5 protein-coding genes are annotated in these 26,415 nt (G+C 64.6%); all 5 read left to right on the top strand.

Translation table 11 applies throughout. From position 1 onward, the window contains the following. Positions 1 to 130 precede the first annotated feature (130 nt). The 5 genes from VC35_RS24725 to VC35_RS24705 all read left to right on the top strand — a co-directional run bounded on the left by VC35_RS24725 (position 131) and on the right by VC35_RS24705 (position 26,376). Positions 131 to 865: a thioesterase II family protein gene (locus VC35_RS24725; RefSeq protein WP_046043178.1), complete on the top strand. Its 735-nt coding sequence runs from the start codon at positions 131 to 133 to the stop codon at positions 863 to 865. Between the two features lie 243 nt (positions 866 to 1,108). Continuing rightward, positions 1,109 to 10,357, top strand: coding sequence for a non-ribosomal peptide synthetase (locus VC35_RS24720; protein ID WP_046043177.1), 9,249 nt, complete (start codon positions 1,109 to 1,111; stop codon positions 10,355 to 10,357). Between the two features lie 52 nt (positions 10,358 to 10,409). Then, positions 10,410 to 11,468, top strand: a complete 1,059-nt coding sequence (locus tag VC35_RS24715) for a TauD/TfdA family dioxygenase (protein ID WP_046043176.1) — start codon at positions 10,410 to 10,412, stop codon at positions 11,466 to 11,468. 11 nt (positions 11,469 to 11,479) lie between these two features. Continuing rightward, positions 11,480 to 14,578: a non-ribosomal peptide synthetase gene (locus tag VC35_RS24710; protein ID WP_046043175.1), complete on the top strand. Its 3,099-nt coding sequence runs from the start codon at positions 11,480 to 11,482 to the stop codon at positions 14,576 to 14,578. After that, positions 14,575 to 26,376, top strand: coding sequence for an amino acid adenylation domain-containing protein (locus VC35_RS24705; protein WP_046043174.1), 11,802 nt, complete (start codon positions 14,575 to 14,577; stop codon positions 26,374 to 26,376). Before VC35_RS24710 ends, VC35_RS24705 begins: the two co-directional genes overlap by 4 nt. The last annotated feature ends 39 nt before the right edge of the window (positions 26,377 to 26,415 follow it).

Raw genomic sequence — 26,415 nt, 5'->3', positions numbered from 1 at the left:
GTCAGTCGACATCAATGTTGCATGACACACCGTCATCGCGAGCAAGCTCGCTCCCACAGGGTTACTCACATGGCTAATTCTTTGGGCACCTCGTCCGTTCTCCAAACAGACAACTTTCGAGGAAAACCCGGTGACCCCGCTGACATTGCTGTGCCTGCCCTATTCGGGCGCGAGTGCCATGGTCTATAGCCGTTGGCGGCGCAAGCTGCCGCAGTGGCTCACGCTGCAACCGGTGGAACTGCCGGGGCGTGGCGCGCGGTACGGCGAGCCCTTGCACACCGACATGCGCCGCCTGGCGCTGCAACTGGCCCAGGAACAAAAAAACACGCTCAAGGCGCCGTACGCGTTGTTCGGCCATAGCATGGGCGCGCTGCTGGCCTGCGAGATGGCCCATGCGTTTCGGTCGCTGGGTTGCCCGGAGCCGGTAGCGCTGTTCGCCTCGGGCACTGCCGCCCCGACCCTGCGCGCCGACTATGACCGGGGCTTTGCCCAGCCTAAAAGCGACGCCGAACTGATCGAGCAACTGCGCACCCTCAACGGCACCAGCGAAGAGATCCTGGCCAACGAAGAGTTGATGAGCCTGACCCTGCCGGTGCTGCGCGCGGACTTCCTGCTGTGCGGGCGATTCGAACCGGTGCAGCGCCCGTTGCTCAAGTGCCCGGTGCATGTGCTCGGCGGCAAGACCGACCGCGCCACCGCCGAGCAGTTGATCGGCTGGAGCCAGGAAACCCGTGGCAGCTTTTCGGTGGACATGCTGGCGGGTGGGCACTTCTTCATCCATGAGCAGGAAGCGAAGGTGCTGCGGGTGATCAAGGATCAGCTTGAGGTGCATCGTCGAAGGCATGGGTTGCTGGCGGTGGGTTAGACCTGCTCTGAAATCACCACAAAACCTGTGGGAGCGGGCTTGCCCGCGAAGAGGGAGTGTCAGCAACATACCCGTTGTCTGACACACCGCCTTCGCGGGCAAGCCCGCTCCCACAGGGGTATTTATCAACCTGTTTTTCCGCGTTTCGCCTTTTGCCTGATCCGCTAATTTTTCCCGCCTGCATTCGTTTTATAGGGACGACGCGCCTTTGCGCCTGCTGCCTACTGATGCGGATGCCGATAGATGAATGCTGAAGACTCCTTGAAACTTGCTCGCCGGTTTATCGGGTTGCCCCTGGAAAAGCGCCAGATGTTCCTTGCGGCCTTGCACAAGGAGGGCGTGGATTTCGCCCGTTTCCCGATTCCGGCCGGCATCGAGGCCGAGGATCGCCAGGCGCTGTCGTACGCCCAGCAACGCATGTGGTTTCTCTGGCAACTGGATCCCCACAGCGGCGCGTACAACCTGCCGGGTGCGGTGCGGCTGACCGGGCGCTTGAACCTGTCGGCGCTGGAGCAGGCGTTCGCCAGCCTGGTGGCGCGGCATGAAACCCTGCGCACGGTGTTCGCCCGTCAGGCCGATGACAGCTTGCTGCAAGTGCCGGCCGCTGCGCCGCTGCGGATCGAGCACGTGGATTTCAGCGCACTGCCCGCCGAGGAGCGCGAAGGTGCCGTGTCTGAAACCGCCGAACATCAATCGGTGCTGCCGTTCGATCTGTCGACCGGTCCGCTGCTGCGGGTCACCTTGCTCAAGCTCGCCGAACAACAGCACGTGCTGTTGCTGACCCTGCACCACATCGTCTCCGACGGCTGGTCGATGAACGTACTGATCGACGAATTCATCCGCTGCTACGACGCTTTCGATGCGGGCGTGCAACCGCAGCTGGCAGCGTTGCCGATCCAGTACAGCGACTACGCCCTGTGGCAGCGCCGCTGGCTGGAGGCGGGCGAGCAGGCGCGGCAACTGGCGTACTGGCAGGCGCAGTTGGGTGACGAACACCCGGTGCTGGAATTGCCCCTGGACCATTCGCGCCCGGCGATGCCGAGCTATCGCGGCACCCGCTACGAATTCGCGGTCGAGGCGCAACTGGCCGAGCAACTGCGCAGCACCGCACAGAAACACAACATCACCCTGTTCATGCTGCTGTTCGGCGCCTTCAACGCGTTGCTGCATCGCTACACCGGGCAAACCGACATCCGCGTCGGCGTGCCCATCGCTAACCGCAACCGCGCGGAAATCGAAGGCCTGATCGGTTTCTTCGTCAACACCCAGGTGCTGCGCACGCAACTGGACGGCCAGACCCGGGTCGACGACCTGCTGCGCGCCATCAAGGAAACCGCCCTCGGCGCCCAGGCCCATCAGGACCTGCCATTCGAGCGCCTGGTCGAGGCGCTGAAACTGGAACGCAGCCTCAGCCACACGCCGCTGTTCCAGGTGATGTACAACCACCAGCCGCACGTGGCCGACATGGCCTCGGTCAGCACCGCGTCCGGCCTGGAGCTGGGCAGCATCGACTGGCAAAGCCGCACCACCCAGTTCGACCTGACCCTCGACACCTGGGAGAAGGGCGGCAAGCTGCACGCCGCGCTGACCTACGCCAGCGACCTGTTCGATGCCGATACCATTGCGCGCATGGCCGGGCACTGGACGCGCCTGTTGCAGGCGATAGTCGACGACTCGACGCAAAAAATCGGCGAGTTGCCGATGCTGACTGCGGATGAGCAGCGAGTGCTGGTGCAGGACTGGAATCGCACCGCCGTGGCCTATCCGGTCGAGCAGTGCATGCACGAGTTGATTCAGGCCCAGGCCCGACGCACCCCCGACGCGCCGGCGCTGGTGTTTGGCGAGCGTCAGCTCAGCTACGCGCAACTCGACACCCGCAGCAATCAACTGGCGCACTGCTTGCGCGAGCAGGGTGTCGGCCCGGATGTGCTGGTGGGGATCTGCGTTGAGCGTTCGCTGGAGATGGTCATCGGCCTGCTGGCGATTCACAAGGCTGGTGGCGCCTACGTACCGCTCGACCCGGAGTACCCGGCCGAACGCCTGGCCTACATGATCGAAGACAGCGCAATTGACTTGCTGCTCAGCCAAAGCACTTTGCTCGGCGCACTGCCTGCCGAGGGCGTCAAGGTCATCGCCCTGGATCAGGAACAGGACTGGCTCGACGGCTACAGCGAAACCTGCCCGCAGGTTGAAGTACATCCGCTGAACCTGGCCTATGTGATCTACACCTCCGGTTCCACTGGCAAGCCGAAGGGCGCCGGCAACAGTCACGCGGCGCTGCTCAACCGCTTGTGCTGGATGCAACAGGCTTACGGTCTGGATGGCAGCGACTCGGTGTTGCAGAAAACCCCGTTCAGTTTTGATGTGTCGGTGTGGGAGTTCTTCTGGCCGCTGATGACCGGTGCGCGTCTGGTGATGGCGCCGCCAGGGGCGCATCGTGAACCGGCGCAGTTGATCCGCCTGATCGATGACTACGGCATCAGTACGCTGCACTTTGTGCCGTCGATGCTCCAGGCGTTCATCCACGAACCGGGTGTCGAGGCATGCACCGGCCTCAAGCGCATCGTCTGCAGCGGAGAAGCCCTGCCGCTGGATGCCCAATTGCAGGTGTTCAAAAAGCTGCCCGGCGCCGGGTTGTACAACCTGTACGGCCCGACCGAGGCGGCCATCGACGTCACCCACTGGACCTGCATCGACGAAGGCGCCGACAGCGTGCCCATCGGTCGTCCCATCGCCAATCTGCGCACCCATGTGCTGGATGCGCAATTGCTCCCGGTTCCGGCCGGCGTGACGGGGGAGTTGTACCTCGGCGGCGCCGGGCTGGCGCGCAGTTATCACCGGCGTCCGGCGCTCAGCGCCGAGCGTTTTGTACCGTGCCCCTTCCATGACGGTGCGCGCTTGTACCGTACCGGCGACCGCGTGCGGCAGCGTGCCGATGGGGTGATCGAATACCTCGGGCGTCTCGACCATCAAGTCAAATTGCGCGGCCTGCGCATCGAGCTGGGGGAAATCGAGACTCGCCTGATGCAGCATGCGCTGGTGCGCGAGGCCGTGGTGCTGGTGCAGGGCGGCAGGCATCTGGTGGCGTATCTGGTGCTGGAAGATACCGATGCCGATGAGCAGTGGCCGCAAACCCTCAAGGCCTGGCTGCTCGGCAGCCTGCCGGAATACATGGTGCCCACCTACCTGATGCCGCTGGACGCCTTGCCGGTGACCGCCAACGGCAAGCTCGACCGCAAGGCCTTGCCGCCACCCGACGCCGCGCCGCAACAGGCATTCGTCGCGCCGCAGGATGCGCTGCAGACCGCGCTGGCGCAGATCTGGCAGGAGGTGTTGGGCGCGGACCCCGTGGGCCTCGAAGACAACTTCTTCGAGCTCGGCGGCGACTCGATCATTTCCATCCAGGTGGTCAGTCGCGCCCGTCAGGCCGGCATTCGCCTCAGCCCGCGTGACCTGTTCCAGTACCAGACCGTGCGCAGCCTGGCATTGGTCGCGGCGTTCGACAGCCGCAGCACTGTCGATCAAGGCCCGGTCAGTGGCGAGGTGATCCTGACCCCGGCGCAGCATTACTTCTTCGAACAGGCCATCGCCCAGCGCCGGCACTGGAATCAGTCGCTGCTGCTGACGCCCCGGGAAGCGTTGAATCCTGAGGCGTTGGAGCGGGCTTTGGTTACTGTCATCAACCACCACGACGCCTTGCGCCTGCGCTTTATCGACGGCTCCGAAGACGGCCCCGAAGGCTGGCAGCAGCACCATGCAGCGCCAGTCGAGTTGGCTGGATTGTGGCAGCGTCGGGCGTCTTCGGCCGAAGCCTTGACCGCCCTGTGCGATGAAGCGCAACGCAGTCTCGATCTGGCCGACGGGCCGCTGCTGCGTGCCTTGCTGGTCAGCCTCGACGACGGCAGCCAGCGCTTGTTGCTGGTGGTCCATCACCTGGCGGTGGACGGGGTGTCGTGGCGGGTGTTACTCGAAGACTTGCAACAGGCTTACGGTCAAGTGGCGCTGCCCGAGAAAACCAGCGCCTACCAGGCCTGGGCCGCGCACCTGCAACAGCATGCCGGCACCGTGCCTGGGCAAATTCCGTACTGGCAGGCGCAACTGGCGGATGCCCGTGACCTGCCGTGTGACAACCCGCAAGGCAGCTTGCAGCAGCGCCACGGGCACAAGATCGAGTCGAAACTGGACGCCGATTTGACCCGCCTGTTGCTGCAACAGGCCCCGGCGGCCTATCGCACCCAGGTCAATGATCTGTTGCTCACGGCGCTGGCGCGGGTCATCTGCCGCTGGAGCGGGCAGGGCTCGACGCTGATCCAGCTGGAAGGCCACGGCCGCGAAGACCTGTCCGACGACCTCGACCTGAGCCGCACCGTCGGCTGGTTCACCAGCCTGTTTCCGGTGCGCCTGCAACCCGAGGCCGGGGCGGCGAATTCGATCAAGTCGATCAAGGAACAATTGCGCGCCATTCCCGGCAAAGGCCTGGGCTACGGCTTGCTGCGCTACCTCGGTGAACCGGCACAGCGTCAGGCCCTGCAAGACCTGCCGGCGCCTCGGATCACCTTCAATTACCTGGGGCAGTTCGACCGTCAGTTCGACGACGCCGCGCTGTTGGTCCCGGCTCCGGAAAGCGGCGGCCAGGCCCAGGGCGACGATGCGCCGCTGGCCAACTGGCTGACCGTGGAGGGCCAGGTCTATGGCGGGCAGCTCTCGCTGCAATGGGGTTTCAGCCGTGACCTGTTTGCCGAGTCCACCGTGCAACGACTGGCCGATGCCTACACCGAAGAACTCAAGACGCTGATCGAACATTGCTGCGCGACAACGGCAGGCCAGGTCACGCCGTCGGACTTCCCGCTGGCGCGCATCACCCAGGCACAACTCGATGCCTTGCCTGTTACGGCGCCGGCCATCGAGGACGTTTACCCGCTGACGCCTATGCAACAGGGCATGCTGTTCCACACCCTGTACGAACCCCAGGCCGAGGCCTACATCAATCAACTGCGCCTGGACATCCACGGCCTGGAACTGGCCGCGTTCGGCCGGGCCTGGCAGGCGGCGATCAACCGGCATGACATCCTGCGCAGCAGCTTCCACTGGCTGGGGCTCGAGTGCGCGCATCAGGTGATTCATCGCCAGATCGACTTGCAACTGCAAGTGATCGAAGCCGCCGACATCGACCGCGATGCACTGGCCGCCGAGGAGCGCAGCCGCGGCTTCGAACTCAGCTCCGCGCCGCTGTTCCGCCTGCTGCTGGTGCGTCGGGGCAGTGAAGACTGGCACCTGATCCATACCAGCCATCACATCCTCATGGACGGCTGGAGCAACGCGCAGTTGCTCGGCGAAGTGATCCAGCACTATGCCGGCCAGACCTTGGTCAGGCCGTTGGGGCAATACCGCGACTACCTGGGCTGGATTCAACAGCAGCCGCTGCTGGCCGCCGAACAGTTCTGGAAACAGGCGCTGGCGCCCCTGGAAACACCGACGCTGCTGGCGCAAGCCTTGCCGACGCCTGCCGAAGGGCACGGCATGGGCGAACATCAATTGACCCTTGAAAGCGCATCGCTACAGCGCCTGAGCGATTTCGCCCGCCAGCAGAAAATCACCCTCAACACCTTGCTGCAAGGCGCCTGGGGCCTGCTGTTGCAGCGCTACACCGGCCAGTCCTGTGTGGCGTTTGGTGCGACGATTGCCGGACGCTCCGCGCCGTTGCCGGGCATCGAGCAGCAATTGGGGCTGTTCATCAACACCTTGCCGATCATCACCGCGCCGCAGGCCGGGCAGTCGGTGGCCCAGTGGCTCAAAGACCTGCAAGCCCTGAACCTGAGCCTGCGCGAGTTCGAACACGTGCCGCTGTACGATATTCAGGGCTGGGCCGGGCAACAGGGGGCGTTGTTCGACAGCCTGCTGGTGTTCGAGAACTTCCCGGTGGCCGAAGCCCTCAAGCAAGGAGCGCCGGCGGGCCTGACCTTTGGCGCGCTGCACAATCACGAAATCACCAGTTACCCGCTGACCCTGGGCATCGAAGTCGGCGCCAGCCTGCGTCTGGATTTCAGTTTCGACCGCATCCGGTTCAGCGCGGCGCAGATCAGCCAGTTGGGCGCCAGCCTGCTGCATGTGCTGGCGCAATTTGTTGCCCAGCCACAACAGGCGCTCGGTGCCGTCAGCCTGTTGGACGCTCAGGCCCAAGCCCAGGTAATACGCGGCTCGCAACCACCGGCACCGCAACTGGACAGCCCGTTGCTGGCCCACCAGCGGTTCGAGCAACAAGCGGCCCGCACCCCCGACGCGCTGGCGGTGATGGTCGGTGACGAACGCCTGACCTACGCCCAGCTCAATGCCCAAGCCAACCAGCTCGCCCATCGCCTGCGCGCCCAGGGTGTGGCGCCGGGGCAGCGGGTGGGGCTGTCGGTGCGGCGCAATGCGCAGATGATCGTCAGCCTGATGGCGATCCTCAAGTCCGGTGCCGGGTATGTGCCGCTGGACCCGGATTACCCGGCCGAGCGCCTGGGCTACATGATCGAAGACAGCGGCATGGACCTGCTGCTGGCGCAACCGGGGTTGTTGACCGATGTAGCGCTGCCGCAAGGTTTGCCGCGTCTGGCGCTGGAGCCGGGCGCAGACGCCGGATATTGCACCGACAACCTGGTCAACCTCGCCAACGCCGAAGACCTCGCCTACCTGATCTACACCTCCGGCTCCACCGGACGGCCGAAAGGCGTGTGCCTGGCCCACGCCGCACTGCGCGAGTTTTGCGTGATCGCGGCGGACTATTCACAACTCACCGCGCAAGACCGCGTGCTGCAATTCGCCACATTCAGCTTCGACGGCTTTGTCGAACAGTGCTACCCGCCACTGTGCGTGGGCGCGGCGCTGGTGATGCGCGGCGATGAGCTGTGGGACACCGACACCCTCTATCGCCAGATCATCGAACAAGGCGTGACCCTGGCGGATTTGCCAGCGGCGTACTGGTTCCTGCTGGCTCAGGAGTGGGCCACGCAACCGCAGCGGGACAAGGGGCGCTTGCGTCAGGTCCACGTCGGCGGCGAAGCCATGTCCCTCGAAGGCCTGAAGCTATGGCACGCCGCCGGTTTGGGCGATGTGCGCCTGCTCAACACCTACGGGCCGACCGAAGCCACGGTGGTGTCCAGCATCCACGAATGCACACTGGCCGATACCCGCAATCACCTTGGCGTGCCCATCGGCAAGGCACTGCCTGGGCGCGCGCTGTATGTGCTGGACAGTGAAGGGCACCTGCTGCCGACCGGTTGCGTCGGCGAATTGTGCATCGGCGGCGACGCCGGCCTTGCCCAGCGTTATCACCTGCGACCGGGCTTGAGCGCCGAACGTTTCATTGCCGATCCGTTTTCCACCACGCCGGGGGCGCGTCTGTACCGCAGCGGCGACCTGGCGCGCTATCGCGAGGACGGGGCGCTGGAGTACCTGGGGCGCATCGATCATCAGGTGAAAATCCGTGGTTTCCGGGTCGAACTGGGTGAACTGGAAGCGCATCTGCAAGGCCTGCCGATGATCAGCGAAGCCGCGGTGCTGGTGCACGAAGGCGTCGGCGGCAAGCAATTGATCGGCTATGTGGTGCCGGCCGATGCCGGGCTGCTGGCGGCGGATGCGCGTCAGCTCACCGACAGCGTGCGCCGCGCTCTGGGCGAACGCCTGCCGGACTACATGCTGCCGGCGCAACTGGTGTTGCTGGCCGCGTTGCCGCTCAACCGCAACGGCAAACTCGACCGTGGCGCGCTGCCGGCCCCGGAGGTCTGGGAGGCCGAATTCGGCAGCGCACCCCAAGGTGCGCTGGAAATCGAACTGGCGCAAATCTGGCAACAGGTGTTGCAGGTCAGTCGCGTCGACCGGGAAAACAGCTTCTTCGAATTGGGTGGGCACTCGCTGCTGGCGACGCAAATCGTCTCGCAGATCCGCCAGCGCCTGGGCCTGTCGGTGAGCCTGCGCAGCCTGTTCGAACATCCGCGCCTCGAGGATTTCGCCGCTCAGGTGCAGGCACTGCAACACAGCTGTGAACGCCCGGCGCTGGTAGCGGACACCTCCGGCGAACGCCAGCCATTGTCCTTTGCCCAACAGCGCTTGTGGTTCCTGTTGAACCTGGAGCCCGACAGTTCGATGTACAACATGCCGGGTGCCTTGCGCCTGCGGGGTGAGTTGAACCTCGACGCCCTGCGCCTCAGCTTCGAAACCCTGGTGCAGCGTCACGCGGTGTTGCGCACCACCTTTTACGAAGAAGACGGCCAGGCCTGGCAGCGGGTCCACGGGCAATTGCCGTTGAGCTTCGAGGCCAGCGACCTGCGGCAGCGGCCGGTGCCGGACGTCGAGGCGCAGCAACTGGCCCGGGAGGAAGTCGCCCGGCCATTCGACCTGCGCCACGGTCCGTTACTGCGGGTGCGGGTGCTGCGGGTCGCGGATGACGAGCATGTGCTGTTGCTGACGGTGCATCACATCGTCGCCGATGACTGGTCGTTCCGCGTGCTGATCAATGAATTCGTCACGCTCTATCCAACCCTCAACCGTGGCCAGACCCCACAACTGCCGGCGCACAGCGTGCAGTACGCCGACTTCGCCAAATGGCAGCGCCAGTGGCTGGAGCAGGGCGGCGAGTTGCAGCGCCAGCTCGACTACTGGCAGCAGCGCCTTGCCGAGCCACAGGCGGTACTGGAGTTGCCCGCCGACGGTGACGGGCGTACGACGCAAGAGGGTGCCAGCGCCCATTTCACCTTCAGCGGCGAGCTCAGCCGGCAGTTGCGCGACTTTGCCCAACAGCGCGATCTGTCGCTGTTCATGCTGCTGCTGGCCGGTTTCACCCTGGTCCTGCGCCAGCGTACCGAGGTCAGTCGGGTGCGCATCGGCACCGATATCGCCAACCGAAATCAAGCCGAGCTTGAAGAAATGGTCGGCTTCTTCGTTAACCAATTAGTACTGCAAGTGGAGGTCGATGCCGATCAGGCGGCGGCGCAGTTGCTGGAGGCCTGTCGCCGGGCGGTGCTGGAGGCTTCGGACCATCAGGACCTGCCGTTCGAGCGTCTGGTGGAAGCCTTGCGTCTGCCGCGCCGGGCCGGCCGTTCGCCGCTGTTCGACATCAAGCTGATCTACCAGGAAGGCGTCGGTCGCCTGCCGTCGATGGAGGGCCTGCAGGTCGAGGACTTCCCGTCCGGGCGCCAGGCCGCCGAGATCGGCATGGTCGCTGCGTTCTACAACGATGCCGAACACATTCACCTGAGTTTCGAAACGCCGGCGGGCCAGTACCTGCCAAGCACGCTGGAGTCTTTGTTCGAGCAGATCCGGGCGGTACTCGAAGCGCTGATACGCGCTGACGGAGTGCAGGTCGGTGAGTTGCTGGACCTGGCCGCCGAGGTGCAACGCCGTGCCGATGCGCGCTTGAACGAGCAACGCAAGGCCTTGCTCGGCGGTGCCATGGCGATCAAGCGCCGCTCGGCGAACCGTGGCGCGCCAGCAGCGCAATCTGCGGCGGACTGATTCAGGCGGTGGCGCCATCGAGCGCCACCGTCAACATTTTCTGGAGGGGTTTATGACCGTTTCAACGACCAAGTCCATGCCCAGGATGGGCCGTGGTGCCCGCAAAAGCCTGTCCACCGATCCGGCGCGGCTGGTGAGTTTTGCGCCGATGTTCGAAGGCCTCAGCATGCCGTTGGTGTGTCGTCCGGCCGTGTCCGGCGTGAGCCTGGTGGAATGGGCGACCCAGAATCGCGCGCTGATCGAAAGCAAGCTGCTGGAACACGCGGTGATCCTGTTCCGTGGCTTCCAGGTGGCGGATATCGGCGAGTTCAACCGCTGCGTCGACGGGATTTCCGGCGGTGCCCTGGAGTACCTGTTCCGCGCCTCGCCACGGACCCAGATCAGCGGCCAGTTCAAAATCTACAGCTCCACCGATTACCCGGCGCCGGAGAAAATCTTCCCGCACAACGAACACTCGTATTCGCCGGTGTTCCCGCGTCATCTGTATTTCTACTGCGACACGCCGTCGGCCACTGGCGGTGAAACACCCTTTGGCGATACCCGCCGGATCATCGCGCGGATCGACCCGGCGGTGCGCGAAGAATTTGCCCGCAAACGCATCATGTACGTGCGCAACTACGGCGACGGCATGGGCCTGCCATGGCAGACGGTGTTCCAGAGCGAGGATCGCGGCGAAGTCGAGGGCTACTGCGCGAAAATCGGCATCCAGGCCGAGTGGAAACCGGGCAACCGCCTGCGCACCCGGCAGAGCGGCCCGGCCATCGTGCGCCATCCATTGACCGGCGAACGCATCTGGTTCAACCACGGCACCTTCTTCAATGCACTGACCCTGCCGGACAGCATCCGCGACAACCTGCTGCGTGAATTCGGCCCGCAGGATTTGCCGCAAAACACCTTCTTCGGCGACGGCTCGCCGATTCCCGACGATGTGATCCGCCACCTGCAAGGCATCTACCGCGAGGTGATGGTCGAGTTCGCCTGGGAGAAGGGCGACGTGGTGCTGCTCGACAACATCCTCAGCGTGCATGCGCGCAACGAATTCACCGGCTACAGAAAAATCCTCACGGCCATGGCCATCGCGCAGAAAAGCGCCGACCTGGATCAGGAATAAGGACACCCGACATGAACACCACCGCCCTCGAACCTTCGGTAGACGTATTCCAGACTTCGGCCCAGCAGGCCTTTTATTTGCGTGCCCAGGAGCTGGGCGCACGGCCGCTGTTCGCCGCGCTGACGTTGCCGCTCGCCAGGCCAGTGGACGCTCAGGCGTTGCACACGGCACTGGAAACCCTCGGTCAGCGCCATGAAATCCTGCGCACGCTGTACCGCCGCCTGCCGGGCATGAAGTGGCCAGTGCAAAGCCTGTGCGATGGCTTGCCGCTGACACTTCTGGGCAACCAGCCTTCGGTGGCCGAGGCCTTGAGCCGCAGCCGTGAAGTCATGGTTGAAGATTCGAATCAGGCGCTGGTGGTGGCGCAGCTTGAAGACGGAGCAGGGCAGACTTTCATCACCCTGCTGGCCCCGGCATGTAGCTTCGACGAGGTATCGCTGCGGGTGCTGGCGAGTGAACTGGGCAGCCTGTTGCGCGGTGAAACCCTGGGTGACGACGAGGACGCGCTGCAATACCTGGACTACAGCGCATGGCAGGAAGAACTGCGCGAAGAAGACATCGGCCACCAGGGCGCGGCGTTCTGGCGCAACCTGCAACAGCCGTTCGCCGTGGCCCATCGCTTGCCGTTCGAAAAAACCGTCGATGTCACGCTGGTTCGTCATCAGGCAACGTTGATTGACGCCCCATGGTTGGCTGGCGTGCAACGAGCCGCTGCCGGAGCTGGCGTTGAGGCAGAGCAATTGGCGCTGTTACTGTGGACCGCATTCGTCGCGCGCATCGGCCATCAGGAAAAGCTGCTGATGGGCTGGCAGGTGGAGGGTCGCAACGAGCAAACCATCGCCACCCTCGGACGCTTCGCCCGGCGCTTGCCGGTGGCTTTCGAGCACCGCAGCCAGCAGACCCTGGCGCAAGCATTGGTGGCGTTTGCCGCCAGCGTCGAACAGTCGCTGTCGTGGCTCGATTGCCTCAATGAGTTTGAACTGAGCGCCGAAGGCACCGCGCCGCTGCGTTACGGCTTCGTCTATCAGGCCGCCATTGAAAGCGCTATCGAGGTGGACGACGGCAACCCCGAAGTCCTGCGCCTGCGGGTGCTGGGCGATCAGTTGCAATTGTCGTGTCTTGACGGTGCGCTGCCGGAATCGATGTTGGCCGAATGGCTGGAGCAGTTTGTCGAGTTCAGCCACCAATTGCTGGGGGCGCCCGAACTGACCCTGGGGCAGGCTGATCTGCTGAGTGCTGCGCAACGAACTCGCCTGATCGAAGGCTTCAACCCGAACGCCTCCGAACAGGCATTGCCGTGCCGCTTCCTGCAAGAACTGTTCAGCGAACAAGCATGCCTGCATCCGCAACGCATCGCCCTGAGTGTCAACGGTCAGCGCCTGACTTACGCCGAGCTGGATGCGCGTTCCAACCAGGTGGCCAATACCCTGCGCACCCAAGGCGTGGCGCCGGACCAGATCGTGGCGGTCTACGGCCAGCGCTCCCTGGAAATGGTCATCGCCTTGTTGGGCACGCTCAAGGCCGGCGCTGCGTACTTGCCGCTGGACCCGAACTACCCGATCGAACGTCTGGCGTTCATGCTTGCCGACACCGGCGCGCGCCATGTGCTGGCCTGCCAGCCATTGCCCGAAGCGTTGCGCAGCGAGCGGACAATCTCCCTGATGCCGGGGGCCGAAGTCTGGTCCGCTGCGCCAACCCGGCCTGAGCCACAGGGCGACAGCACCAATCTGGCCTACGTCATCTACACCTCCGGTTCCACCGGCAAGCCCAAGGGCGTGATGATCAGCCATTCCAGCGCCGTGGCCTCGACCCTGGCGCGCAACACTTTCTATCGCCAGCCGCTGCGGGCATTCCTGATGCTCTCGTCGTTCTCCTTCGACAGCTCGGTGGCCGGGGTTTTCTGGGCGCTGGGGCAGGGCGCGACCCTGTGCCTGCCGGACGAAGACAGCTACAAGGACCCGGCCCGACTGGCGGCGTTGATCCAGCGCGAAGAGATTTCCCACTACCTGACCCTGCCGTCCTACCACGCGCAGATTCTCGAACACCTCGACCACCAGGCGCTGGCCTGTGTGATCGTCGCCGGCGAAGCCTGCGGCAATGCACTGGTACAGCGACATCGCGAGGCATTGCCGGGGGTGGCGCTGGTTAACGAATACGGCCCGACCGAAGGCACCGTGTGGTGTTCGGCCTGGGAGCTGCCCCTCGGTCAAGAGCATGACAGTGTGCCGATCGGTCAACCGATTGCCGGCATGCGCATCCATGTGCTCGGCCCGGACCTGCAACCGGCGGCCGTTGGCGTCGAAGGAGAGTTGTATGTCGGCGGCGCCGGCATTGCCCGGGGCTATTTGCAGCGCGCCACGCTGACAGCCGAGCGCTTTGTTCCGGACCCCTTCACCGCGAGCGCCGGTCAGCGCCTGTACCGCACAGGTGACCTGGCGCGCTATCGCGCCGATGGCGTGCTGGAGTATCTGGGGCGGGTCGATCACCAAGTGAAAATCCGCGGCTTCCGCATTGAATTGGCCGAAATCGAGTCGGCCATGCGCGGTGCTCCCGGCATAGAAGACGCCGCCGTGATTGCCCGGGAAACCCCGACCGGCCCGCAACTGTTGGGCTTCGTGGTGTCCCCGACCGACACCGCCGACATCCGCCTCAACGAATTGCGCAGCCATCTGGCCGAAACGCTGCCCGAGCACATGCAACCGGCGCGCTTGCAGGTGCTGGAGCGTTTCCCGCTGATGCCCAACGGCAAGCTCAATCGCCAGGCCTTGCTCGATCTCGATGTGCGCCGCAGCGTCTTTGTCGCGCCGCGCAACGACCTGGAAAAAACCCTGGCGGCGATCTGGGCCGAAGCGCTGCACGTCGAGCGCGTCGGCGTGTACGACAACTTCTTCGAACTCGGCGGGCACTCGCTGCTGGCCACGCGCATTCGTGCGCGGATTCAGGAAGAACTGAACCTGGCGATCCCGCTCAAGCTGTTTTTCGACGGTGACACCCTGGAACGGCTGGCGGCGCAGATCGAGCAGTTCCGTGAGCAAAGTGACCATAAAGAAAACGATGTAGACGCCCTCGAAGCGTTGTTCGACGAAGTGGATGAGGAACACGCGCGATGAGTGCTGCACCGGACAGAATGATGACCCTGGCCCAGCGTTTCTGCGGCTTGAGCGCGGACGCCCGGCGTGCGTTGCAACAGAAGATGCACGCCCAGGGGCTGACCCTGGAACTGCTGCCGATCCCGCCACGGGACCGCGCCGTCGACACGTTGCCGGCGTCCTACGCGCAGCAGCGCTTGTGGTTCCTCTGGCGGATGCAGCCCCAGGTCACCGCCTACAACCTGACCGGTGCTTTCCGCCTGAGCGGCGAGCTCAACCCTGAGGCACTGGCGCAAACCCTGAGCGCGCTGGTGCAGCGTCACGAAGTGCTGCGCACCACCTTCGTCTTCGATGAGCAGCAAGTGCTGCAAAAGATTCACCCACGGATGGATGCGCCGCTGGTCGAAGTCAGTGCTGGCGACGAGGTCGAGTTGCAACGGCAGATCGCCCTGAACGCCGAGCAACCATTCGACATGCAGCACGGCCCGTTGATGCGCTGCCGCTTGATCCGCCTCGATGCGCAGCAACATGTGCTGGTGCTGACCTTCCACCACATCGTCACCGACGGCGGCTCGCTGCCGATCCTGTTGCAGGAGTTCACCCGGCTCTATGCACAGCTCAGTGCCGGGCAGGCCCCGCAGCTACCGGAGCTGGGCATCCAGTACGCCGACTTCGCCCGCTGGCAGCGCCTGTGGCTGGAGGCCGGCGAGGCCGAGCGCCAGCTCGATTACTGGCGTGGGCAGTTGGGCAATGAACACCCGCCACTGAACCTGCCGACCGACCGTCGTCGCCCGGCGATCCCGAGTCAGCAGGGGGCCAGTATCGAGCTGGATATCCCTGCCGCGTTGACCACTCAACTGCGTGATCTTGCCCGCCGCGAAGGCTGCACCTTGTTCATGCTGCTGATGGCGGCATTGCAGACGTTGCTGCATCGCTACAGCGGCGAGCAGGACATCCGCGTCGGCGTGCCGATTGCCAACCGCACCCGCCAGGACGTGGAAAACCTGCTGGGCTTCTTCGTCAACACCCAGGTACTGCGCAGCCAGCCACGGGCCGACCAGCCGTTTGGGCAATTGCTGGCCGAGATCAAGGCCGCGGCCCTCGGCGCCCAGACCCATCAGGACCTGCCGTTCGAGCAACTGGTCGATGGCCTGGGGGTGGAACGCAGCCTGAGCCACACGCCGTTGTTCCAGGTGATGTTCAACCACCAGCGCGACAGTGGCGGCCCACAACGCTGGGACTTGCCGGGGCTGAGCGTCGAACCGCTGATCTGGGACGAAAAGACCACCAAGTTCGACCTGATGCTCGACACCGTCGAGGGCGACGAGGGCATCCATGCGTCGTTCGTCTACGCCACCGAACTGTTCGACGCCTCGACCATCGAGCGCCTCGGCCGGCACTGGCTGAACCTGTTGCAGGCGATTTGCACTGACAGCACGGTTGCCCTGGCGGACCTGTGCATGCTCGACGCCGCCGAGCAGCAGGCGACCTTGCTCGATTGGAATCGCACTGCCGGGTTGAACAGCGATCAGGCGAACCTGTTGTGCGCCCATCAACTGATCGAGGCCCAGGCCGCCGCGCACCCGAACAACATCGCCGTGACCTGCGACGGCGTCACCCTCACTTACGCCGAACTGAACCGCCGCGCCAACCGAATCGCCCATCGCCTGCGCGAGCGCGGCGTCGGCCCGGACGTGTTGGTGGGCATCGCCCTGGAGCGTTCGCTGGAGATGATCGTCAGCCTGCTGGCGATCCTCAAGGCCGGTGGTGCCTACGTGCCGCTGGACCCGCAATACCCGCAGGATCGCCTGGCCTACATGCTCGCTGACAGCGGCACGCGCCTGTTGCTGACCGATTCCGCGCTGTTGCCGCGCCTGCCGTTGAACGCAGGCATTGAAGTGATCTGCCTCGATCACGCCAGCGACTGGCTGTCCGAGGCCAGCGCCGACAACCTGCCGAACCTGACCGCGCCAGCGAACCTGGCCTACGTCATCTACACCTCCGGTTCCACCGGCAAACCGAAAGGCACGCTGCTGCCCCACAGCAACCTGACGCGGCTGTTCAGTGCCACCGAACATTGGTTCGGTTTCAATGCGCGGGATGTGTGGAGCCTGTTCCACTCCTATGCCTTCGACTTTTCCGTGTGGGAAATCTTTGGCGCGTTGTTCTACGGCGGCAAGCTGGTGGTGGTACCCCACGCGGTCAGCCGCTCCCCGGAAGACTTCGCCCGCTTGCTTCGTGACGAGCGCGTCACAGTTCTCAACCAGACGCCCTCGGCCTTCCGCCAGTTGCTGCCGTTCGCCTGCGCCAACGCGCAAAACATGGCCCTGCGCTGCGTGGTGTTCGGCGGCGAGGCGCTGGACGTGGCCAGCCTGCGTCCGTGGTATGACGCCTTCGACGACCGGCAGCCGTTGCTGATCAACATGTACGGCATCACCGAAACCACGGTGCACGTGACCTACCGACCGCTGTCCCGCGCCGACCTCGACGGCGCCAACAGCTCGCCGCTGGGGGAGCCGATCGCCGACCTGCGCTGGTACGTGCTCGACCTGCGCCTGAACCCGGTGGCCAAGGGTTGCGTCGGTGAGCTGTACGTCGGCGGTGCCGGCTTGGCTCGCGGCTACCACCAGCGTTCCGATCTGACCGCCACGCGGTTTGTTCCGGACCTGTTCGCCGCCGAGTCGGGCGCACGCCTGTATCGCACCGGCGATCTGGCGCGGTACTGCGCCGATGGCAGCATCGAGTACGCCGGGCGTATCGACCATCAAGTGAAGATCCGTGGTTTTCGAATTGAACTGGGGGAAATCCAGGACCGCCTGCAAAGCCATCCGGCCATCGAGCAGGCGCTGGTCCTGGCGCCCGAGGTCAATGGCAGCCCGCAACTGGTGGCGTGGTTCACCGCGACCGGTGACGACAGCGATTTGCGCCAGTCCCTGCGTGAACATTTGCAGGCCGGTTTGCCGGATTACATGGTGCCGGCGCACCTGATCAAACTCGACCAATGGCCGCTGACCGGCAATGGCAAGCTGGATCGCGGCGCATTGCCCAAGCCCGACGCGGCATTGGCGCAGCAGGCTTACACGGCACCGCTGGACGAGATGCAGGCTGCATTGGCGGCGATCTGGCAGGACGTGCTCAAGCTCGAGCGGGTAGGCATCGACGACAACTTCTTCGAACTGGGCGGCGACTCGATCATCTCGATCCAGGTGGTCAGCCGCGCGCGTCAGGCCGGGATTCGCATCACCCCGCGAGACCTGTTCCAGCACCAGACCGTGCAGAGCCTGGCGAAGGTTGCGGTACGCAGCGCCGGATTGGTGATCGATCAGGGGCCGGTGCGTGGCGAGGTGTTGCTGACGCCGATCCAGCACTGGTTCTTCGAGCAAGACATCGAGGCCCGTCATCACTGGAACCAGTCGCTGCTGCTGGAGCTGCGCGAGCCGCTGGACAGCGCCAGCCTGCAACAGGCCTTGACTGCATTGGTGGAGCATCACGATGCATTGCGCCTGCGTTTGCGTAATGTCGACGGCGTCTGGCAACAGACCCAAGCCGAGCAGTGGAACAGCGCCGAGGTGCTGTGGCAGCGCCAGGCCGCCAATACCGATGAACTGCTTGAACTGTGCAACGCCGCGCAAGCCAGCCTGAATCTGCAGGACGGCCCGTTGCTGCGCGCGTTGCTGGTGGACATGGGCGCAGCGGGTCAGCGCCTGTTGCTGGTGGTGCATCACCTGGCGGTGGACGGCGTGTCCTGGCGATTGCTGCTGGAGGATTTGCAAACCGCCTATCAACAAGCGCAGCAAGCTCAACCCTTGCGTCTGCCAGCGAAAACCAGCGCCTATCAGGCCTGGGCCACTCGCCTGCAATCCCATGCGCATAGTGCCGGATTGGCCAGCCAGGCCACTTACTGGCAAGACCAGTACCGCGACGTGCAAGTTGAACTGCCCGCCGACAACCCCCAAGGCAGCCTGGCCAGCCAGCACGCCGTCAGCGTGGAAACCGTGCTCGACAGCACCTTGACCCGCCGACTGCTGCAAGATGCTCCGGCGGCTTACCGCACCCAAGTCAACGACCTGTTGCTGACGGCGCTGGCGCGGGTGCTGGGCCAATGGACCGGTCAAACTTCGACCCTGGTGAAACTGGAAGGCCATGGCCGTGAAGACCTGTTCGACGACATCGACCTGACCCGCACCCTGGGCTGGTTCACCTCGATTTTCCCGGTGAAAATCACCCCGGCTGGCGATCTGGCCGGAAGCATCAAAGCAGTCAAGGAACAGCTGCGCGCCGTGCCCGACAAAGGCATCGGTTTCGGCATCCTGCGCTATCTGGCCGACGCCGGCCTTGAGGGTCTGCCGTCACCGCAGGTCACCTTCAACTACATGGGCCAGTTCGACGCGAGTTTCGACGAGAACGCGCCATGGCGTCCGGCCAAGGAAAGTGGTGGCGCCGAGCAGGGCGCGTCGGCCGAACTGGACCGGGGCCTGAGCATCAACGGTCAGGTATATGCCGGGCAACTGCGCCTGAGCTGGACCTTCAGCGGTGAAGTGTTCAACCCGCAGACCGTGCAGCGCCTGGCCGATGCCTACGCCTTGGAACTGCAACAGCTGATCGAACATTGCCTGAGCGGTGCCGGCGGGTTGACCCCGAGCGACGTGCCGCTGGTACGCGTCGATCAGGCGCAGCTGGATGCATTGCCGCTGGCGGCCAGCCAGATCGAAGACATCCTGCCGCTGTCGCCGATGCAGCAAGGCATGTTGTTCCACAGCCTGTTCGCCCCGGATGCCGGGGCCTACATCCCGCAGATGCGCGTGGACGTGCAGGGGCTCGACGTCGAGGCGTTCCGTGACGCCTGGCAGCAGACGCTCAATCGCCATGAAGTTTTGCGCGCCGCGATCTTCAGCGAAAGCAACGGCTCGCGGCCGCTGCAAGTGATCCTGGCCGACGCCACACTGCCATTGACCGTGCTCGACTGGCGCGATCACACCAAGGTTACTGAAGCGCTGGATCGCCTGGCCGAGGACGACCGTTTGCGCGGCTTCGACCTGACAGCAGCACCCTTGCTGCGCCTGACCCTGGTGCAGACCGCCGATGACCGCCATCACCTGATCTTCACCAACCACCACATCCTGCTGGACGGCTGGAGCACTTCGCAGTTGTTCGGCGAAGTGCTGCAGCGTTATTCCGGAATCATGCCCGCGCCAAGCGTCGGTCGTTATCGCGATTACATGACCTGGCTGGGCACCCGTGATCGCGCCGCGTGCGAAGCGTTCTGGCTGGAGCAGTTGCAGTCGTTCACCGAGCCGACGCGACTGGCCGGCGCCTTGCCAGGACCGGTTGCAGGGCAGGGCGATGCTCATCGCACCCTGCACCTGAGCCTGGATCGCGCCGCCACCGAGCGCCTGAGCGGCTTTGCCCGTCAGGCCCGCGTCACGCCCAACACCCTGCTGCAAGCGGCGTGGCTGTTGCTGTTGCAGCGCTACACCGGGCAGCAGACCGTGGCGTTCGGCGCCACGGTGTCGGGGCGTCCGAGTGAGTTGCAGGGCATCGAGCAGCAGATCGGTCTGTTCATCAACACCTTGCCGGTGATCGCCACACCGCACCCCGAACGCACGGTCAGCCAATGGATCGATGAAGTCCAGGCACTCAACCTCAAGTTGCGCGAAGTCGAATACACGCCGCTGGCAGATGTACAGCGCTGGGCCGGTCATTCCGGCGAAGCGCTGTTCGACACGCTGCTGGTGTTCGAAAACTATCCGGTGGCGCAAGCGCTGGAAGAGGGTAGCGCCAGCGCGTTGAAGTTCTCCGGCATCAGCCACCACGACCAGACCAGCTTCCCCCTGGCCATCGCCGCCGAGCTGGGTGAATGCCTGGATTTGCGTTTCAACTACGACACGGCGCTATTCAGCGCCGAAGCCATCGAAGGCTTGAGCACACGTCTGCTGGCGTTGCTCGATGCCATGGTGAGTGCGCCGCAGCAGCCATTGGGGCGCTTGAGCCTGCTCGATGCTGCACAAACGGCGCAGCAGGTCGAAGGCTTCAACCGCACCGCGCAGGCCTGGCCGGATGTGCGCCCGGTCTACCAATGCTTCGAGACCCAGGTACTGCAAACCCCGGAGGCCCCGGCCCTGGTGTTTGCTGGCCAGACCCTCAGCTATCGCGAACTCAACCAACAGGCCAACCGCCTGGCGCACTACCTGCGCAGCCAGGGCGTCGGCGCCGAAGTGTTGGTGGGCATTGCCGCCGAGCGTTCGCTGGAACTGGTGATCGGCTTGCTGGCGATCATGAAGGCCGGTGGCGCGTACGTGCCGCTGGACCCGGACTACCCGCGCGAACGCCTGGAGCACATGTTCGACGACAGCGGCGTACACCTGCTGCTGACCCAGCGGCATTTGCTGCAGCAGTTGCCGATTCCAGCCGCCACCACGGCGATCTGCCTGGACGACATGGCGCCGTTGCTCGAAGGCCGCAGCGAAGAAAACCTGCCCTGCGTGGTCGAGCTGCAATCGCTGGCCTATATGATCTACACCTCCGGCTCCACGGGTAAACCCAAGGGCGCGGCCAACCGCCACGATGCCTTGTACAACCGCCTGGCGTGGATGCAGGGCGCGTACCCACTGGACGGGCGCGACACGGTGCTGCAGAAAACCCCGTTCAGTTTTGACGTGTCGGTCTGGGAGTTCTTCTGGCCATTGATGACCGGTGCACGCCTGGCCGTGGCCGAACCGGGCGCCCATCGCGATCCGGCGCAACTGGTCAGCCTGATCGAGCAGTACCGGGTCAGCACCCTGCATTTCGTGCCGTCGATGTTGCAGGCATTTGTCCAGGGCGAAGGCTTCGAGCGTTGCGCCAGCCTGCGGCAGATCCTGTGCAGCGGCGAAGCCCTGTCGGCGGACTTGCAGCACAGCCTGTTCCGCGTTTTGCCGAACGTCGGTCTGTACAACCTGTACGGCCCGACCGAAGCGGCCATCGACGTGACCCACTGGACCTGTGTCGACGACGGTGGCTTCAGCGTGCCGATCGGTTATCCGATTGCCAACCTGGTGACCTACATCCTCGACGACAGCCTGCAACCGCAAGTGCAAGGTTGCGTCGGTGAGCTGTACCTGGGCGGCATCGGCCTGGCCCGTGGTTATCACAACCGTGCGGACCTGACCGCCGAGCGCTTTGTCGCCAGCCCGTTCGGTGAGCAGGGCGAGCGCCTGTACCGCACCGGCGACCTGGCGCGTTACCGCGCGGACGGCGTGATCGAATACGTCGGGCGCATCGACCATCAAGTGAAGATCCGTGGCTTGCGCATCGAGCTGGGGGAAATCGAAGCCTGCCTGCTGGAGCATCCATCGGTGCGCGAAGCGGTGGTGATCGCCCTCGACGTCGGCAAATCCAAACAACTGGTGGCTTACGTCGTGGGTGATGCCGCTGTCGATCCACTCGAGCAACACCTGCGCAATGCGCTGCCCGAGCACATGCAGCCGAGCCACGTGCTGCTGCTCGACCAGTTGCCGGTGACGCCGAACGGCAAGCTCGACCGCCGCGCACTGCCACAACCGGACCAGCAAGTGCGCGAATACATTGCGCCGCGCAGTGCCGTGGAAACAACGCTGCAAGCGGTTTGGCAGGCGTTGTTCGAAGTGCCGCAGATTGGCATGCAGGACAACTTCTTCGAACTGGGCGGCGATTCCATCGTCTCGATCCAGGCCGTCAGCCGCGCACGCAAGGCCGGGTTTAGCATTTCCCCCAAGGACGTGTTCAGCCACCCGACCATCGCCGAACTGGCGACGGTCGCTCAACCGCTCACGGCGGATCAAGCCTTACCGGCTGTGGTTGCACCGACAGCAAAAATCGAACTGAGTGAAGCGCAATATCAGGTGCTGGAATTGACGGCGGACGAAGTCGAGGACGTCTATCCGCTGTCGCCGATGCAGCAGGGCATGCTGTTCCACTCGGTGCAGGACGGCGACTCGGGGCTGTACGTCAACCAGATCGAAGTGGGCGTGCGCGGAGTTGATGGCGCGCGTTTCCGCGAAGCCTGGGCCGATGCTGCTCGGCGTCACGGGATTCTGCGCACCGCATTCCTCTGGGAAGGCGACAAGGAACCGCTGCAAGTGGTGTTGCGTGACGCGCCGTCACTGCTCACCGAACTGGACTGGCGTGGGCTGGATGATCAGCCAGAACGCGTCCGCCAACTGGCCCTTGAAGAACGCGAACGCGGCTTCTCGCTGAACCGCGCACCCTTGTTGCGCCTGTTGCTGGTACGTCTGGAGGACGACCGCTATCGCCTGATCTGGACCTACCACCACATCCTCATGGATGGCTGGAGCGTTTCGCGCCTGATCGGTGAAGTGCTGCGTCATTACAGCGGTGAGGAGCACGAGCCGCTGGCGGCCTATCGCGACTACATCGACTGGCTCGGCCAGCAAGTCGCCGAGGCCAGCGAAGCGTTCTGGAAAGGCAAACTGAGCAATCTGGAAGGCGCCACCCACCTGGCCCGCGCCTTGCCGGTCAAGGCGCCGCAAGCCGGTTATCACGCGATCTACACGCACCTGAGTGCACAGCAGACCGCGGGTTTGCAGGCCTTTGCCCAGCAACAGCAAGTGACCCTCAACACCCTGGTGCAAGCCGCGTGGCTGTTGCTGTTGCAGCGCTACACCGGCCAGCGCACGGTGACCTTTGGCGCCACGGTGTCCGGCCGCCCGGAAACCCTCAACGGCTCGGAGAACATGCTCGGGCTGTTCATCAACACCTTGCCGGTGGTCAACACGGTGCCGACTGAAGCCCGAGTCGGCGACTGGCTGCGCGAACTCCAGGCCTACAACCTCGACATCCGCGACTTCCAGCAGACCCCGCTCAGCGATATCCAGCGCTGGGCCGGGCAGGGCGGACAGTCGTTGTTCGACAGCATCATCGTGTTCGAAAACCAGCCGGTGGACCGCACCCTGCGCGAGTGGAACGGCGATTCCCTGCGCTTTGAAGATGTCTCCGATTTCGGCCTGACCAGCTTCGCCATGGACCTGATGGTCAGCCTCGATGAAGGGTTGCGCATCGAGTACATGCACCAGCGCGATCAGTTCGATCTGGCGACCGTCGAAGTGCTGCGCAGCCACATGGAAAGCCTGATGCAGCGCCTGTGCGACGACGCCGGGCGCGCCGTCGGTGAGCTGGGCCTGCTGACCCTGGACGAAGGCCGGGCGCTGGACGGCGAACTGCCGGTAGTGGCGGACGGCGACGAGACCCCGGTGCACGAGCTGATCCGTCAGCGTGCGCGACGGCAACCGGAGCACACGGCGCTGGTCCTGAGCTATGCCGACCGTGACGCCGAGCAGTTGAGCTACGCCGAGCTAGACCGTCGCTCCGATGCCCTGGCGGTGCATCTGTTGGAACAGGGTGTGCAGGCCGAAGACGTGATCGGCGTGTTCATGGAGCGCTCGCTGGAGCTGGTGGTGTCGCTGCTGGCGGTAATGAAGTGCGGCGCCGCCTACGTGCCGCTGGACCCACAATACCCGCAGGAACGCCTGCGCTACATGATGGCCGACAGCGACATGCGCCTGCTGCTGACCCAGGAGCGACTGCGCGATAGCGCACAACTCAATCCGGGCACGGCGATGGTCGCGGTGGATCGCTTGAACCTCGACGTCGAGGTGCCGGCACCGCAACGCGCGGTACATGCCGGGCAACTGGCCTACCTGATCTACACCTCGGGTTCCACCGGCAAGCCGAAAAGCGTCGCCGTGGCCCACGGGCCGTTGAGCATGCACGTGCAGGCCATCGCCGAGCTGTACGAGATGGACCCGGACAATCGCGAGCTGCATTTCATGTCGTTCGCCTTCGACGGTGCTCATGAACGCTGGATCACCGCGCTGATCAGCGGCTCGACCCTGGTGATCCGCGACAACACCTTGTGGACCGCCGAACAGACCCTGGCGGTGCTGCACCGCCAGCGCATCAGCGTCGCCTGCTTCCCGCCGGCGTACCTGCTGCAACTGGCCGAGCACGCCGAGTTGCAGGGCGGCGATCCGCCGCCGGTGCGCATCTATTGCTTCGGTGGCGATGCGGTGCCGGACGCCACCTTCGAGCGGGTCAAACACACCCTCAAGCCGCAATATTTGGTGAACGGCTACGGCCCGACGGAGACCGTGGTCACGCCGCTGCTGTGGAAAATCGCCGCCGACGGCCACTGCCAGGCGATGTATGCACCGATTGGCCAACGCGTCGGCGCCCGCAGCCTGCACGTGCTGGACATGGACCTCAACCCGCTACCGGTGGGCATGGTCGGCGAGTTGTACATCGGCGGACGGGGTGTTGCGCGCGGCTACCATCGTCACCCGTCGCAGTCTGCCGAGCGCTTCGTCGCCGACCCGTTCAGCAGCGAGGGCGGGCGCCTGTACCGCACCGGCGACCTGGTGCGCCGGCGCGAGGATGGCGTGTTCGATTACGTCGGGCGAATCGACCATCAGGTCAAGGTGCGCGGCTTCCGCATCGAACTTGGCGAAATCGAAGCCCGCTTGCGCGAGCAGGCCGGGGTCAACGATGCGCTGGTGGTGGTGCGTGACAACGCGCAGGGGCCGCAACTGGTGGGCTATGTGGTAGCGCAAGACGAAGGCCTCGGCCCGCGTTGCCAGGCGGCATTGCGCGAAAGCCTGCCCGACTACATGGTGCCGACGCAGGTCGTGGTGCTGCCGCGCTTCCCGCTGACCCCCAACGGCAAGCTCGACCGCAAGGCCTTGCCGGATCCGGCCTTCACCGGTCGCGACTACGTGGCCCCGCGCACGCCGCTGGAGTGGGCGCTGGCGGAGATCTGGCAGCAGGTGCTGGGCATCGAGAAGGTCGGCATTACCGACAACTTCTTCGAGTTGGGCGGCGATTCGCTGCGCACCCTCAAGGTGATCTCGAAAGTCCGTGCCCTGAATGAACCTGGCTTCCAGCTCAAGCTGCGGGACATGATGGCCAAGCCGACGATTGCCGGGTTGTCCGGTGTCGATGAACAGCCGCTGCGACAGAGTCCGCAACCGCTGTTGCTGCTCAATCAGGTGGTGAATGATCAGCCGCCGCTGTTCTGCCTGCACGCCGGTTTCGGCACGGTGTTCGACTACGAGCCACTGGCCCGACGCCTGGAGGGCGAGCGCACGGTGTACGGCGTGCAATGCCGGATGCTGCTCGACCGGCAGTGGCAGGACACGTCGTTGGCGCAGATGGCCGGCGATTACGTCGAGGCGATTCGCGCCCGGCAACCCCAGGGGCCGTACCACGTGCTGGGCTGGTCGCTGGGCGGGGCGTTGGCGTTGATGGTCAGTGACCTGTTCGAACAGCAGGGCCAGTGTGTGGCATTCGTCGGTCTGGTGGACAGCTTTGTGCCGACCCAGGCCAATGCCATCGTCAGCCCGGATGAGTGGCGCGCGGATCTGGCCGAGTTCCTTGGTGCAACTTTGGGTATGGACGACGCAGTGATCGCCCAGGCATTGAATGCCGAGATCGCAGGGGACCACGACGCCGTGGCGCGGGTCATTCGCGCGGTGATCGACAGCGAAAGCGATCAGGCCAGCGGTTACGCGCTGCTCGGTGCCGACGAGTTGGCCCACACGTTCATGGTCAGCACGCGGTTGAAGGCGCTGTCGCGGCAGGTCGAAAGCCTGCCGATTACGCAGGCCGAACTGTATTGCTGGTGGGCCGACGGCAACCCGACGGCCGAACGCGCGACGCTGGAACGTCAGCAACCACGGCTGCGCAAGGTGCAAACGGTAACGGCCGGCCACTTCGATATCCTGCAGCAGGATGAGTGCCTGGACGCCGTGGTGGCGGCGCTTGGCCGGGAGGTGGTGCCGCAGTTCTAAACCAATCATTTGTGGTAAGGCAGCTTCCCTGTGGCGAGG

The organism is Pseudomonas fluorescens, assembly GCF_000967965.1.
In the GTDB taxonomy this organism is placed as follows: Bacteria; Pseudomonadota; Gammaproteobacteria; order Pseudomonadales; family Pseudomonadaceae; genus Aquipseudomonas; species Aquipseudomonas grandcourensis.
Note: the sequence above shows the minus strand (reverse complement) of the source record. Positions and strands in the feature narration are given on the sequence as shown.

Coding starts and splice junctions, on each gene's coding strand:
- VC35_RS24710 (WP_046043175.1), top strand. CDS start 11,480: ATGAACACCACCGCCCTCGAACCTTCGGTAGACGTATTCCAGACTTCG.
- VC35_RS24715 (WP_046043176.1), top strand. CDS start 10,410: ATGACCGTTTCAACGACCAAGTCCATGCCCAGGATGGGCCGTGGTGCC.
- VC35_RS24705 (WP_046043174.1), top strand. CDS start 14,575: ATGAGTGCTGCACCGGACAGAATGATGACCCTGGCCCAGCGTTTCTGC.
- VC35_RS24720 (WP_046043177.1), top strand. CDS start 1,109: ATGAATGCTGAAGACTCCTTGAAACTTGCTCGCCGGTTTATCGGGTTG.